We start from the raw sequence: 14,252 nt of genomic DNA on the forward strand, positions 1-14,252 counted from the left end.
TGATGCGCGGTGGGGGCGGGGTCCGACGGCGGGCGCATGGCTGTGGGTCGGGCGGGTGCGGGTGCGGGTGCGGTGGCCGGGGCCGGTGAGGCGGGCGCGCGTGGGGCCGGCCGGGCGACGCGTGGAGGTCAGGCCCGCAGACGGAGACCTCTCGGGGTGGCGTGGAAGCCGGCCGCCTCCAGTGTGCGGCCCAGCGGCGAGGTCAGGGACGAGGCACCGTTGGTGCGCTCCACCGTGACCGTGCCGAGCGCCCCCGCGCGGGCCGCGGTGGCCAGTGCCTCGGCCGCCGCCCGGAGCGAGAGGTCCTCGGGATCGGTCGGCCAGGCGAGCAGGGTCTTGCCGCCGCGCTCCATGTACAGCGTCAGTTCGCCGTCGACCAGCACCACCAGGGCGCCGGCCTTGCGCCCCGGTCTGTGTCCGGCGCCGTCCGGGGGATCTGGCCAGGACAGGGCAGCGCCGTACGCGTTGGCCGGGTCGGCGGCGGCGAGGACCAGGGCGCGGGGCGCCGCTCCCGGTTCCGTGCGGTCGCGTGCGGTGGACGCCGCGCGGAGCCGGTCGACCGCTCCGTCCATCGCGAACTGGGCTGCTCCCAGGCCCTCGACGACGTAGCCGCGGCGGGCCTGCCCGTTGTCCTCGAAGGCGGAGAGGATGCGGTACGTCGCGGAGAAGCCGCCCTCGACGCCTTCGGCCTGGACCGCGCCGCGGGTCACCACGCCGTGACGGTCCAGGAGCGTGCGCGCCAAGGCGTGCGCGCGGTGTGTGGGGTCGGGCTCGGCGGTGGGCAACAGGGACCAGCGGCCCGAGACAGTGGGCGGGCCGGTGCGTGACGCGGGGCGGACGGCGGCGGTGAACGAGCCGTAACGGCCTCGGGGGACGCTGCGCTTGGCGCGGTGGGCGGTCGATCCGGCCGTACGTCCGGAGCCGAGGAGCGAACGCAGCGGCGCCAGCGTGTCGTTGGTCAGTCGGCCGGACCAGGTCAGCTCCCAGATGGCGTCGGCCAGTTGAGGGTCGGTGCAGTCCGGGTGGGTGGTGGCGCGGACCTGATCGGCGATCTGCCGGAAGAACAGCCCGTACCCGCCGGTCAGGGTGGTCAGAACGGATTCGTGCAGTGCACTGAGTTCGAGTGGGTGCGGGGGCGGGAGGAGCAGGGGTGCGCTGTCGGCGAGGTAGAGGGACAGCCAGCCGTCCTTGCCGGGGAGGGCGCCCGCGCCGGCCCAGATCACCTCGCCGGTGGTGGTGAGTTCGTCGAGCAGCGCGGGGGCGTACCCCGTGACCCGGCCGGGCAGGATCAGCTTCTCCAGCGCCGATGCGGGGACGGGGGCACCCTGCAACTGTTCGATGGCGCGGGCCAGTCCGTCGATTCCGCGCAGGCTGTTGTTGCCGAGATGCTGCCACTGAGGAAGGAAGCCGGCGAGGGCGGCGGGCGGGACCGGCTCCAGCTCGTGCCGGAGCGCGGCGAGGGACCGGCGACGGAGCCGACGCAGGACCGTGGCGTCGCACCATTCCTGGCCGATGCCTGCGGGGTGGAACTCGCCCTGGACGATCCGGCCGGACGCGGCGAGCCGCTGCAGCGCACCGTTCGTGACCGCGGTGCCCAGGCCGAAGCGGGCGGCGGCGCCGGTGGAGGTGAACGGGCCGTGCGTACGGGCGTAGCGGGCGAGGAGATCGCCGAGCGGGTCCTTCACCGGTTCGGTGAACGCCTCGGGGATGCCGACCGGGAGGGCGGTGCCCAGCGCGTCACGCAGCCGGCCCGCGTCCTCGATCGCCGCCCAGTGGTCGGCTCCTCCTATCCGGACCAGGATGGCCCGGCGGGCCGAGGCCAGCTCCGGGGCCCACGGCTGCTCGGCACCGCGCTCGGCCAACTCGGCGTCGGTGAGCGGGCCGAGGACGCGGAGCAGGTCGGCGACCCCCTCGACGTCCTTGATCCGGCGGTCCTCGGTCAGCCACTGGAGCTCCTGCTCCAGCTCGCCCAGCACCTCGGCGTCGAGCAGCTCGCGCAGTTCCGCCTGGCCGAGGAGCTCGGCGAGGAGACGGGAGTCGAGGGAGAGCGCGGCCGCCCGGCGCTCGGCGAGCGGCGAGTCGCCCTCGTACAGGAACTGCGCCACATAGCCGAAGAGGAGCGAGCGGGCGAAGGGGGAGGGCTCCTGGGTGGTCACCTCGACCAGGCGGACGCGGCGCGCTTCGAGATCGCCCATCAGTTCCGCGAGTCCGGGAACGTCGAAGACGTCCTGCAAGCATTCACGGACCGCTTCGAGGACGATCGGGAAGGAGCCGAACTCCGAGGCCACCTGGAGGAGCTGGGCGGCGCGCTGACGCTGCTGCCAGAGCGGGGTGCGCTTGCCCGGGCTGCGGCGGGGCAGCAGCAGGGCGCGGGCCGCGCATTCGCGGAAGCGGGAGGCGAAGAGGGCGGATCCGCCGACCTGATCGGTGACGATCTGATTGATCTCGCCCTGGTCGAAGACGACATCGGCGGCGGCGACGGGCGGCTGATCGCTGTCGTACACCATTGCGGCCAACGGGGCCGGCTCCCGTGGCGAGTTTCGGGACGAGTTCTGCGACGGGTCAAGGGCGAGGTCCTGGGCCGGATCGAAGTCCAGGAGGTCCAGTCCCATCATGTCGGCGTCGGGCAGCCGCAGCACGATGCCGTCGTCGGCATGCATCACCTGGGCATCCATGCCGTACCGCTCGGCGAGGCGGGCTCCCAGTGCCAGCGCCCACGGAGCATGGACCTGCGCGCCGAACGGGGAGTGCACGACCACCCGCCAGTCGCCCAGCTCGTCGCGGAATCGCTCGACGAGGATGGTCCGGTCGTCCGGGACATGGCCGCAGGCGGCGCGCTGTTCGCCGATGTACGACAGGACGTTGTCGGCGGCCCAGGTGTCGAGACCGGCGGCGAGCAGCCGCGACCTGGCGTCCTCCGACGACATTCCGCCGATCTCGCGGAGGAACGCGCCCAGGGCGCGGCCCAGCTCCAGCGGGCGGCCCAGCTGGTCGCCCTTCCAGAACGGCAGCCGTCCCGGAACCCCGGGGGCCGGCGACACCAGGACCCGGTCGCGGGTGATGTCCTCGATCCGCCAGGATGTGGTGCCCAAAGTGAAGACATCGCCGACCCGGGACTCGTACACCATCTCCTCGTCCAGCTCGCCGACCCGGCCGCCGCCCTTCTTGGGGTCGGCCCCGGCGAGGAAGACCCCGAAGAGCCCGCGGTCGGGGATCGTGCCGCCGGAGGTGACCGCGAGCCGCTGGGCGCCGGGGCGGCCCGTGACCGTACCGGCGACGCGGTCCCAGACCACGCGCGGGCGCAGCTCGGCGAAGGCATCGGACGGATAGCGGCCGGCCAGCATGTCCAGCACGGCCGTGAACGCCGACTCCGGCAGCGAGGCGAAGGGGGCGGCGCGGCGGGTCACGGCCAGCAGATCGTCCACCTGCCATGTGTCCAGGGCGACCATGGCGACGAGCTGCTGGGCCAGCACATCCAGCGGATTGGACGGGATCCGCAGTGCCTCGATCGAGCCGGTGCGCATCCGCTCGGTGACCACCGCAGCCTGGACCAGGTCGCCGCGGTACTTCGGGAAGACCACCCCGGTGGAGACCGCACCGACCTGGTGCCCGGCACGGCCGACCCGCTGCAGCCCGGAGGCGACCGACGGCGGCGACTCCACCTGGACCACCAGATCGACCGCACCCATGTCGATGCCCAGCTCCAGACTGGAGGTGGCGACCACGGCAGGCAGCCGGCCTGCCTTCAGATCCTCCTCGACCTGGGCGCGCTGCTCCTTGGAGACCGAACCGTGGTGTGCACGGGCGAGCAGCGCCGGGGCGCCCTTCGCCGCACCGGACTCGGCCATGATCTCGGCGGGGGAGTGGGCCTCCGGCAGCGTCTCACCGGTGGCCCGCTCGTATGCGATCTCGTTGAGCCGGTTGCACAGTCTCTCCGCGAGACGGCGGGAGTTGGCGAAGACGATGGTGGAGCGGTGCGCCTGGATGAGGTCGGTGATCCGCTCCTCGACATGCGGCCAGATCGACGGCTTCTCCGCCTGGCCCGCCTGATCCGGGTCGGTGGCGGGCGAACCGCCGAGCTCGCCCAGATCCTCCACCGGTACGACCACCGACAGATCGAACCGCTTGGTGGACGGCGGCTGGACGATCTCCACCTTCCGCTGCGGCGAGAGGAACCGCGCCACTTCGTCGACCGGACGGACCGTCGCCGACAGCCCGATCCGCCGTGCCGGACGCGGCAGCAACTCGTCGAGGCGCTCCAGCGACAAGGCTAGATGGGCGCCGCGCTTCGTACCGGCCACTGCATGCACCTCGTCGAGAATCACCGTCTCGATCCCCGACAGGGCCTCCCGAGCAGAGGAGGTCAGCATCAGGAACAGCGACTCGGGAGTGGTGATCAGGATGTCCGGCGGCCGGGTCGCCATCGAGCGGCGCTCGGCGGGCGGGGTGTCACCCGAGCGGATGCCCACCCGCACGTCGGGCTCGGGCAGCCCGAGCCGCACCGATTCCTGACGGATCCCGGTCAGCGGTGAGCGCAGATTGCGCTCCACGTCGACCGCGAGGGCCTTCAGGGGCGATACGTACAGCACGCGGCAGCGCTTCTTCGCCTCGGCGGGCGGCGGGACTGCGGCCAGTCGGTCCAGCGCGGCGAGGAACGCGGCGAGCGTCTTGCCCGATCCGGTGGGCGCGACGACCAGCACGTCCGAACCCTCGCCGATCGCGCGCCAGGCACCCTCCTGCGCGGACGTCGGCGCGCTGAAGGCACCCGAGAACCAGCCGCGGGTGGCGGGGGAGAACGAGTCGAGCGCAGAGCCGGCCATGTCCCCCATCGTGCACCCGACCACTGACAACGGACGGTGGCAGTCGCCGGTACCTGCGAGAATTCGGGAATGGCGGCAGGATCGGGCTCGCGCTCGGGTTCGGGCTTCGGCTCGGCCTCGGCTTCGGGAGAGTGGGCGAGGTACTGGCAGTACGCGGAACTGCCCGACCTCGATCTGTTGCGTGCCCGGTACGTGCGCCACACCTTCCCGCGCCACAGCCACGAGGGCTACGTCTTCGGCACCATCACGCGGGGGATCGAGGACGTCGGGCTGCCCGGCGGCACCGTACATGCAGGCCCGGGCGCCGTCGTCATGATCAATCCGGAGGTGCCGCACACCGCGCGGGCCGGTGTTCCCGAGGGCTGGGTGTACGCCACGCTGTACCCCTCCGCACAGGTGATCAACGACATTGCCGCCGATACGACGCGCCTGCGCGGCACTGTCGGTTTCGCCGAGACCAGCGTCGTCGACCCGGAATCGGCCCGGCTGATCGGCGAGGTGCACCGGGCGGCCGAGGAGGGCAATGCGCTCGCCGCCGACAGCGTCCTGCGGATCCTGGTCGCGCGGCTGCTCAGCAGCCATGGCAGCGTGCTGCCCACACGCTCTCCCCGGTCGGCGGGCGCCCGGGACGCGGCGCGGGCGCGCACGGTGCTGGAGAGCAGGATGGCCGAGCCGCCGACTCTGGAGGCGCTGGCCGTCGAACTCGGCACCAGCCCGTTCGCCCTGCTGAGGGCGTTCAAGAAGCAGTACGGGATGCCGCCGCACACCTGGCTCACCGATGCCCGGGTGAGGCGGGCGCGGCGGATGCTGGATGCGGGTGTGGCGCCCTCGGTGGCCGCGATCGAGGTCGGCTTCACCGATCAGCCGCACCTGAACCGCCATTTCACCCGGATAGTGGGGGTGCCGCCCGGCGCCTACCAGCGCGAACGCGCAAGAACGTACAAGACCGGTCCTGATCTGTCCCCGTAGCGTTCCGTCTGTGCCAGAACAGACAACATCCCCAGAGAAAACCGGTGAGCCGGCCGAGACAGCCGCCGGTGAGGTGAAGTCCGATGCGGCCGTCGTGCGCGACGCCCTCGGCGTCGGTATCGCCGTGGGGCTGTCCGGCTTCGCCTTCGGAGTCACCTCGGCAGGCTCGGGCCTCAGCCTGCTCCAGACCTGCGTGCTCAGCCTCCTCGTCTTCACCGGCGCCTCGCAGTTCGCGCTGGTAGGCGCGCTCGCGGCGGGCGGCAATCCGTACACAGCGGCTGCCGGGGCGTTCTTCCTCGGCGTACGCAACGCGTTCTACGGTCTGCGGCTGTCGCAGCTGCTCGCGCTCCCGCGCGCGCTGCGACCGCTCGCCGCGCAGTGGGTGATCGACGAGACGACCGCTGTGACGCTTTCCCAGCCCACCCGGCGGGCCGCGCGGATCGGCTTCACCGTCACCGGAATCACCCTGTACGTGCTGTGGAACCTGACCACACTGCTGGGAGCCCTGGGCGCGGAGGCGCTCGGCGACACCGACAGTTGGGGACTGGACGCCGCGAGCCCCGCCGTCTTTCTCGCCCTGCTCGCACCCATGCTGACGAGCACGACGGAGCGCATCACCGCCGCGCTCGCCGTCCTGCTCGCCCTCGGTCTGCTGCCCGTGCTGCCCGCGGGTGTACCGGTGCTGCTCTCCGCGTTGGCCGCGCCTGCCGTTCTCTTCCTGATGGGGCGCAGGAACGGTTCGCCCAGTGACACCCCCGCCGTCGCGGCGACCCCGACGGAGGACGGTCGATGAACGTCTGGACAGCGATCGCACTCACTGCCGTCGGCTGCTATCTCGCGAAGCTGCTGGGACTGCTGGTGCCCGCGGACGCACTGGAACGTCCGCTCGTCCAGCGCCTTTCCGCACTCCTGCCGGTGGCGCTCCTGGCGGCCCTCACGGCGCAGCAGACGTTCGGAGACGGACAGCAGCTGGTGCTGGACGCCAGGGGCGCGGGACTGGCCGCCGCGGCGCTCGCCCTGGTCCTGCGTGCTCCCTTCCTGGTGGTCGTGGGCGCTGCCGTGGTCGTCACGGCAGGGGTGCGTGCGCTCGGATAGAGGTCCGTGCGGAGCAGGACAGGGCCGCCCGTAACAGTGGACAGAGGTGTGTTGGGTATGGGGCTCGCCCCCCTGGGACTGAGCCCCTTACCCAACGGCCACCATCGACGGCTCAGTGCACAGGAATGGCCACCGCCGGTGTTTCCGGTACGCCGAGCCGCACCGCGTCCTTCTCCGGCCGCAGGAAGCAGACGGCGAGCACACCGGCCGCCGCTACCAGCGCCGTCATCAGCAGGTACGCCGAGTGGTAGCCCGTCGGCACGGATGACGCCGCATCCACCATCCGGCCGGTGACCAGCAGCGACAGGATGCCGGCGAGTGCATGGACGAAGGCCAGGGCGCCCAGGGCCACCCCGCGCTGCCCGGGCGGTGCGATCCGCGCGACGGCTGTCTGCGACATCGTGAGGATCACATTCGTCACCGCCGTCGGGCCGACCGGCAGCGCGATCTTCACGGCCACCGCGTCCACTCCGGCGAACGTCGCGATCGACAGGGCGGCCACACACATCACGACACCTCCGCCGAGCCCCACGGGCAGCTTCGGCGCAGTCTCCCTCCGGGACGCCCGCCGCCCGAGCAGTCCGTGTCCCAGCAGCACCACGGCGGTTGCCGACGGCCGTTGCCGTCACCACCGCCCCTGACTGCTTCAGGCTCCGCCCCTACACCTCGTGCAGGTAGTCCGGCGCCCAGATCGGGCCGGTCCGGGAACGCGGGGTCCGGGCAGATCCGGTACCGGCAGTCCGGTGACCGTACGGCGCCGGATGCGGCGCATCCAGACCGTGCTCGACCAGAGATTCGGTACGGAGCCGCTCTTCCTGTTCGACGCGGGGGCAGGCCGTGCCGTCGTACCGCAGGAGTGCGAACCACCCGGCGATCTGGCCCGGCGGCTGACCCGTGCCCGCGCCGGGCGGCGTGGTCGCGGCCGTCCGTGGGCCCGCTCACGGACGGTTGGCGGTCGATGTCCGCCCGGCGCTCAGCCGATGCTGCGGCCGTGGGCCCGCAGCGTCAGCAGCGCCTTGAGCGTCACCAGCGGCCGGCCCTCCAGAGCTGTGCCCGGTGCCCACTGCCGCCAGTTCAACGGCCAGCCGCCGTCCGCCTGCTGCTCCGACGCCAGATGGTCGAGGGAGCGTTCCAGCTCCTCGTCGGTGAACCAGCGACGGGCGAGCGAATCGGGTGTACGGGCGTAGTCGTACGGGAAGTGCTGCTCACCCGGCGCATATCCGGCCGCCACCGGGTACTGCGCGCGCTGCTCCGGATCCAGCACGGCCAGCCGCTGTTCTCGCACCAGCCGTCCGAGGCGGTCCGCCGCGGCCTCCGCCCGCGCCCGGTCCGGTGCACCGTCCAGGAAGGCGACCGCCGCCTCGATCTCGTACGGATGCGAGTGCTCCAGCGCGTCGACCGCCGCCCAGCAGAAGTCGGTGGCCCGGAAGAGCCAGGCGTGCCAGACCGCATTACGGTGCAGCAGCCCGACGACAGGACCGGTGGCGAGCAGCTCCGCCGGCGGGTCGTCGAGGAGCTGGATGAACGGCGCGACCGGATAGCCTCGCTGCGAGGGCAGGAGGGCGGGCAGTGCACCCTCCTTGGTCGACACATCGGTCAGGAAGCGGCAGATCCGTTCCACCCGCAGGCCGCTGCAGCGCCCGATGGAGTCGAGAACGTTCACCGCATGGGCCGTGTGCAGCGGCTGGCTGACCGGGCCCCGCAGATCGGGTTCGAGTGCGTGACCGTATCCGCCGTCCTCGTTGAGATAGGCGGTGAGCGCGGTCTCCACGGCATCGGCGCTCCCTGCCAGGAAGTGGTGGGCGAACCGCCGCTGTTCGAGGACACGGGCCGTGAGCCAGATGAACTGCTCGGCGCGGTTGAGGGGGCTTGCTCCTGTTCCAGCCATGGACCGACGGTAGGCCGGTAAGCGCTCTCGAGATGTCGTAGCGGCACGGCTGCACTCTCAGGAGCGGGATACTGAAGTCATGCGGTTGACGATTTTCTGGGAACGGATGGAAGACCATTTCGGCACGGGGTACGCCGACTCCTTTGCGCACGACCATGTGATGGCCGAGCTCGGCGGGCGGACGGTGCACCAGGCGCTGGCCGCGGGCTGGGAGGCGAAGGACGTCTGGCGCGGCGTCTGCAAGGCGGTCGGCATCCCCGCCGACAAGCGCTGACGAACTGCTCGTCCCCGCGGGACCGCACCCGCTCTCCGGGGCGGGCGGCCGACTGTCACAGCCGTGGGCGAGACTGGGTCCGTGGCACTGACAGACGAGACCGCCCAGCCCCAGCCCGCCCCCACTCCGCCCGTCCCGCCGGCCGCGCCACCGACCCAGCCGTCCGGTGCCGGGTCGGCCCGAATGCCTGCATGGCTGCCGCGCGCCATGGTCCTCGCCCTGGCGCTCTATGCCTGCTTCCGGCTCGGCAGCTGGGCGTTCGACCAGCTCATCGGGCTGTTGATCAATGTACTGATCGCCTTCTTCCTGGCGCTCGCCATAGAACCCGCGGTGGGCCGGATGTCGGCGCGCGGCATGCGTCGCGGCCTGGCGACCTTCCTGGTCTTCCTGGTGGTCCTGATCGCCGGGGCCGGGTTCGTCGTACTGCTCGGATCGATGCTTGCGGGCCAGATCGTCGAGATGGTCGAGGAGTTCCCCAAGTACTTGGACTCGGTGATCAACTGGGTCAACCAGAACTTCCACACCGACCTCTCGCGGGTCGAGGTGCAGGACAGTCTGCTGCACTCCGACTGGTTGCAGAAGTACGTCCAGAACAGTGCGACCGGTGTGCTCGATGTCTCCACCACTGTGCTCGGCGGGCTGTTCCGACTGCTGACGATCTCCCTGTTCTCGTTCTACTTCGCGGCCGACGGCCCCCGGCTGCGCCGCGGTCTGTGCTCCGTACTGCCGCCAGCCCGGCAGGCCGAGGTCCTGCGGGCCTGGGAGATCGCCGTCGACAAGACCGGTGGCTATCTCTACTCACGCGGGCTGATGGCACTCATCTCCGGAATCGCGCACTACATCCTGCTGGTGTTCCTCGGTGTGCCGTACGCGCCGGCCCTCGCGGTCTGGGTCGGTCTTGTCTCGCAGTTCATCCCCACGATCGGTACGTATCTGGCGGGCGCCCTGCCGATGCTGATCGCGTTCACCATCGACCCCTGGTACGCCCTGTGGGTGCTCGGATTCGTGGTGATCTACCAGCAGTTCGAGAACTATGTGCTGCAGCCCAAGCTCACCTCCAAGACCGTCGACATCCATCCGGCGGTCGCTTTCGGTTCGGTCATCGCCGGTACGGCGCTGATGGGCGCCGTGGGCGCGCTGATCGCGATCCCGGCCGTTGCGACGCTGCAGGCGTTCCTGGGTGCCTACGTGAAGCGCTACGACGTGACGGACGACCCACGGGTGCACGGCCGTCACCAGCGGCGGCGCGGTGAGTCGGTGTTCTCGCGGCTGCGCGGCGCGACCCGGGCTCCCGGGAACAACGACGAAGAGGATGCGGAGCGACCGGAAGCACCGGGTCCGCAGCCGCGGGTCTGAGAGACGGCGGGACACGGGAGTTCCTGCGCGGTGCGGGAGCGCCGGCGGGGTGCGCGCGGCCGGGTGCGGTGCGGGAGGTCTCGCAGGGTGCGGCCGTGCTCAGCGATAGCCCGTCACGTCGGCCGGCCGGCCCGCGTCCTGGACTTCGGGGACGTACCTCCAGGCATCGGGTCGGCTGCCGTCCAGATCGGTGAAGCCGTAGACCCGCGCCAGCTGCCCGCTGGACAGCGACTGCCCGTTCCAGCGCGCCACCCCGGGGTCCTGCGCGAGCGCGGCCACGGCGCGGCCGACGAAGGCCGGACTCTCGGAGATCGCGAAGTGGGGTGCGTGGGCGATCGCGTCGCGCCAGTTCGCTTCGGTGACGCCATGGGCGTCCAGCATCGCCTCGGACCGCAGCCAGCCGGGTGTGAGTGACACCGCGGTCGCGCCGTGGGGCTTCAGCTCGTGCGCGAGGGCGAACGCCATCCGGTTCACCGATGCCTTGGCCAGGTCGTAGAAGAAGGAGACCCGGTAGTGGGCGGCGTCGTACTCATCGGTGCCGTCGGTCACCTCGACGACCAGGCCCCCTGGCTGCTCGATGAGGAGCGGAAGGACGTAGTGGCTGGTGATGGCGTGTGTGTCGACGGCCAGACGCAGGGTGTGCAGACCCGTCTCCAGGGAGGATTCCCAGACGGACTTGTCCCACTCGATCTCGGCTCCCCAGATGTCGTTCACGAGGACATGCAGGTGGCCCTGGTCGCGCCGGATGCGTGTCACGAGCGCGCTGACTTCCGAGGGTACGAGGTGGTCCACCCGGACCGGGATCCCATGGCCGCCCGCCTCGTCCACGAGAGCTGCGGTCTCCTCGATGGTCTCCGGGCGGTTCATCTCCGACCGCTGGGTCGTGGTCGTCCGCCCGGTGACATAGACGGTTGCTCCCGCCGCTCCCAGTTGAACTGCGATCCCGCGGCCCGCGCCTCGTGTGGCACCGGCGACCAGGGCCACTTTCCCTGCCAGTGATGTCCCCATATGGTCGGAATCTAGCATGATCTTGACCACTTGATCTTGACTCTCCAAATGCAGAGTGCTAGGGCGCTACTCTGGGGGCGGATCGGTCCGGCGTGGTGTGCTTGACACCAAAATCGAACATCCATTCTCATGGGATTCCGGCCGGGTTTTCCCGGGCCCGACCGTGGAGTTGTCCACAGGCCGGGAGGACGTCGAGGCCCATTGTCAGTGGCAGGGGTTAGCGTCTTTGACGTGAAGCGATCGACTCAAGCAAATCGGGTGGAACCCATGGCAGGAACCGACCGCGAGAAGGCGTTGGACGCCGCACTCGCACAGATTGAACGGCAATTCGGCAAGGGTGCGGTGATGCGCCTCGGTGAGCGACCGAACGAGCCCATCGAGGTGATCCCCACCGGGTCGACCGCACTCGACGTCGCCCTCGGCGTCGGCGGACTGCCGCGCGGCCGTGTGGTGGAGGTGTACGGGCCGGAGTCCTCCGGTAAGACGACGCTGACGCTGCACGCGGTGGCGAATGCACAGCGGCTCGGCGGCTCGGTGGCCTTCATCGACGCGGAGCACGCCCTCGACCCCGAGTACGCGAAGAAGCTCGGTGTCGACATCGACAACCTCATCCTGTCCCAGCCGGACAATGGTGAGCAGGCGCTCGAGATCGTGGACATGCTGGTCCGCTCGGGCGCTCTCGACCTGATCGTCATCGACTCCGTCGCGGCACTCGTGCCCCGTGCGGAGATCGAGGGTGAGATGGGTGACTCGCACGTGGGTCTGCAGGCCCGACTGATGAGCCAGGCACTCCGCAAGATCACCAGCGCGCTCAACCAGTCCAAGACCACCGCAATCTTCATCAACCAGCTCCGCGAGAAGATCGGTGTGATGTTCGGCTCCCCGGAGACCACGACCGGTGGCCGGGCGCTGAAGTTCTACGCATCGGTGCGCCTCGACATCCGTCGTATCGAGACGCTGAAGGACGGCACCGACGCCGTCGGCAACCGCACCCGCGTCAAGGTCGTCAAGAACAAGGTCGCGCCGCCCTTCAAGCAGGCCGAGTTCGACATCCTCTACGGTCAGGGCATCAGCCGTGAGGGCGGTCTGATCGACATGGGCGTGGAGCACGGCTTCGTACGCAAGGCGGGTGCCTGGTACACGTACGAAGGCGACCAGCTCGGCCAGGGCAAGGAGAACGCCCGCAACTTCCTCAAGGACAACCCCGATCTCGCCAACGAGATCGAGAAGAAGATCCTCGAGAAGCTGGGCATCGGTGTCAGGCCGGAGGCGGCTCTGCCCGCCGAGCCCGGGGCGGACGCGGCGGGCGGTACGGCGGCTGCGGCCGACAGTGCGGCGAAGTCGGTGCCCGCTCCGGCCGGCAAGGCAAAGCCGGCCAAGACTGCGGCGGCCAAGAGCTAGACCGTGACACGTCGTACGGAGTGGCCGGGCAGCGACGCCGAGCCTGCCCCCGACCCCGGCGCCGGTCCCGATTACGGCACCAGCTCGGGCGGAGGGTTCGGCGAGGGTGCGGGCCGTCGGGCCCGCTCCCGCTCCAGGAGCAGCGGCTCCCCTTCCTCGTCGAGGGCCGAGAAGGGGGAGCCGCGAGACCCGGTCGAGCAGGCGCGCAGCGTCTGTCTGCGTTTGCTCACCGGGACCCCGCGCACCCGCAAGCAACTCGCGGACGCACTGCGCAAGCGGGAGATCCCGGATGAGGCAGCCGAAGAGGTGCTGTCGCGCTTCGAGGATGTCGGGCTGATCGACGACGCGGCGTTCGCGGATGCCTGGGTGGAATCCCGGCACCACGGCCGGGGCCTGGCCCGCCGTGCTCTTGTGCGGGAACTGCGCACCAAGGGGGTGGACTCGGCGGTGATCGACGAGGCGATCGGGCAGCTCGACTCCGAGCAGGAGGAAGAGACCGCCCGGGAGCTCGTCGCGCGCAAGCTGCGCTCCACCCGCGGCCTGGACCGCGACAGGCGTATGCGTCGCCTGGCGGGCATGCTCGCGCGCAAGGGGTACGGGGAGGGGATGGCCCTGCGCGTGGTGCGTCAGGCACTCGAAGGAGAGGGCGAGGACACGGAAGGTCTCGACGAGCCGTTCTGACGCTGGGCGCATCGGGGGGTGCGCGCAGAGGGTCGGCGGGGAAGCGAAACCGGGTGCGGGAGGCGGGGCCGTTGCGCGGTGGGTGGCGCGTAGGAGTCAGTGTCCGGCGCACGAGGCGCGGCGGATGGTGGCGTCCAGCAGGGCCAGGGCATCCGATGCGGTGCGGCCGGGGTGGCGGTTCCAGGGGCCGATGAGGTCGGTCCAGCCCTGCGAGCGGAGTTCGGCGATGAGCCAGGCGCCGGCCCGGTCCACGGTGTCGAGGGAGCCATAGCCCAGGCGGTGCGCGGTGAGGAGGGCGCCGCAGACGCAGCGGGCGCCGCGGGCGTTCCGCAGCCGGTACGGGGTGTTCTGCCAGCCCCACTCGGTCAGGATCTGCCGTGCGTAGGCGAGGTGGGTGGAAGGCCGCAGTTCGGGCTGCCCGATGCGACGCCAGGCGTGGAGCCGGTCCGGGAGAATCGCGCCGATTCGTCCGGGGAGTGGGCGCTCGCCCGGCAGCGCCGGGGGCAGGGCGCGCATCGAGTCGGCGATCAGCTGGTCGACCGGCACGGACAGCAGATCGCGCCAGTCGGCCGGGTGACGGTCCGGCGGGTGCGGCGCGCTGTCAGGTGAGACGGGGCGCACGGGTTCGGGGGTGGTGATGTCCCAGCCCGTGACGATCTGCTGCCAGGCCTCCGTGTCGTGGAGGCGTGCGGCCTGACGGTCGAGCTGGTCGGGGGTGAGGGTGGTGGTCGGCATCGGTGCGACGGCTCCGTCATCTCAG

At 71.0% G+C, this 14,252-nt stretch carries 12 protein-coding genes; 7 read left to right on the forward strand and 5 right to left on the reverse strand.

Features of this window, described 5'->3' with window-relative positions:
* Nucleotides 1–128: 128 nt before the first annotated feature.
* The gene (locus ACWCP8_RS33875; protein WP_451120069.1) at nucleotides 129–4,820 is read right to left on the reverse strand and encodes a DEAD/DEAH box helicase; all 4,692 of its coding nucleotides are present in this window, start codon (nucleotides 4,818–4,820) and stop codon (nucleotides 129–131) included.
* Between the two features lie 69 nt (nucleotides 4,821–4,889).
* Between ACWCP8_RS33875 and ACWCP8_RS33880 the strand changes: the two genes are divergently transcribed.
* Genes ACWCP8_RS33880 through ACWCP8_RS33890 form a run of 3 tightly spaced genes read left to right on the forward strand, consistent with a single transcriptional unit; the run spans nucleotide 4,890 to nucleotide 6,884 of the window.
* On the forward strand, nucleotides 4,890–5,789 hold the full coding sequence (locus ACWCP8_RS33880) for an AraC family transcriptional regulator (RefSeq protein ID WP_352267451.1): 900 nt from the start codon (nucleotides 4,890–4,892) through the stop codon (nucleotides 5,787–5,789).
* A 10-nt stretch (nucleotides 5,790–5,799) separates the two neighbouring features.
* Entirely contained in the window at nucleotides 5,800–6,582 is a 783-nt protein-coding gene (locus ACWCP8_RS33885) for an AzlC family ABC transporter permease (protein WP_352267452.1), read from the forward strand.
* The gene (locus ACWCP8_RS33890) at nucleotides 6,579–6,884 is read left to right on the forward strand and encodes an AzlD domain-containing protein (protein WP_267001061.1); all 306 of its coding nucleotides are present in this window, start codon (nucleotides 6,579–6,581) and stop codon (nucleotides 6,882–6,884) included. Before ACWCP8_RS33885 ends, ACWCP8_RS33890 begins: the two co-directional genes overlap by 4 nt.
* A gap of 112 nt (nucleotides 6,885–6,996) precedes the next feature.
* Here the strand turns inward: ACWCP8_RS33890 and ACWCP8_RS33895 are convergent, their stop codons facing one another.
* Nucleotides 6,997–7,485 (reverse strand): hypothetical protein, encoded by a 489-nt coding sequence (locus tag ACWCP8_RS33895; protein WP_451120072.1) that lies wholly within the window; start codon nucleotides 7,483–7,485, stop codon nucleotides 6,997–6,999.
* Nucleotides 7,486–7,857: 372 nt separating this feature from the next.
* Nucleotides 7,858–8,772, reverse strand: a complete 915-nt coding sequence (locus ACWCP8_RS33900; RefSeq protein ID WP_451120074.1) for a hypothetical protein — start codon at nucleotides 8,770–8,772, stop codon at nucleotides 7,858–7,860.
* Between the two features lie 79 nt (nucleotides 8,773–8,851).
* Between ACWCP8_RS33900 and ACWCP8_RS33905 the strand changes: the two genes are divergently transcribed.
* Complete coding sequence (locus ACWCP8_RS33905) at nucleotides 8,852–9,046, forward strand: DUF3046 domain-containing protein (RefSeq protein ID WP_352267455.1); 195 nt, start codon at nucleotides 8,852–8,854, stop codon at nucleotides 9,044–9,046.
* Nucleotides 9,047–9,229: 183 nt separating this feature from the next.
* Nucleotides 9,230–10,402 (forward strand): AI-2E family transporter, encoded by a 1,173-nt coding sequence (locus tag ACWCP8_RS33910; RefSeq protein ID WP_451120113.1) that lies wholly within the window; start codon nucleotides 9,230–9,232, stop codon nucleotides 10,400–10,402.
* Nucleotides 10,403–10,501: 99 nt separating this feature from the next.
* Here ACWCP8_RS33910 and ACWCP8_RS33915 read toward each other — a convergent pair whose 3' ends face one another.
* On the reverse strand, nucleotides 10,502–11,410 hold the full coding sequence (locus ACWCP8_RS33915; protein ID WP_451120076.1) for an SDR family oxidoreductase: 909 nt from the start codon (nucleotides 11,408–11,410) through the stop codon (nucleotides 10,502–10,504).
* Between the two features lie 267 nt (nucleotides 11,411–11,677).
* On the opposite strand from ACWCP8_RS33915, the gene recA reads away from it, so the two are divergent.
* Both recA and recX read left to right on the forward strand, forming a co-directional pair.
* Nucleotides 11,678–12,811, forward strand: a complete 1,134-nt coding sequence (recA, locus tag ACWCP8_RS33920; protein ID WP_352267456.1) for a recombinase RecA — start codon at nucleotides 11,678–11,680, stop codon at nucleotides 12,809–12,811.
* Nucleotides 12,812–12,814: 3 nt separating this feature from the next.
* Nucleotides 12,815–13,492: a recombination regulator RecX gene (gene recX, locus ACWCP8_RS33925; protein ID WP_451120078.1), complete on the forward strand. Its 678-nt coding sequence runs from the start codon at nucleotides 12,815–12,817 to the stop codon at nucleotides 13,490–13,492.
* 96 nt (nucleotides 13,493–13,588) lie between these two features.
* Here recX and ACWCP8_RS33930 read toward each other — a convergent pair whose 3' ends face one another.
* The gene (locus ACWCP8_RS33930; RefSeq protein ID WP_356002143.1) at nucleotides 13,589–14,227 is read right to left on the reverse strand and encodes a DUF6197 family protein; all 639 of its coding nucleotides are present in this window, start codon (nucleotides 14,225–14,227) and stop codon (nucleotides 13,589–13,591) included.
* Between the last annotated feature and the right edge of the window lie 25 nt (nucleotides 14,228–14,252).

Source organism: Streptomyces sp. NPDC002206 (assembly GCF_053593595.1).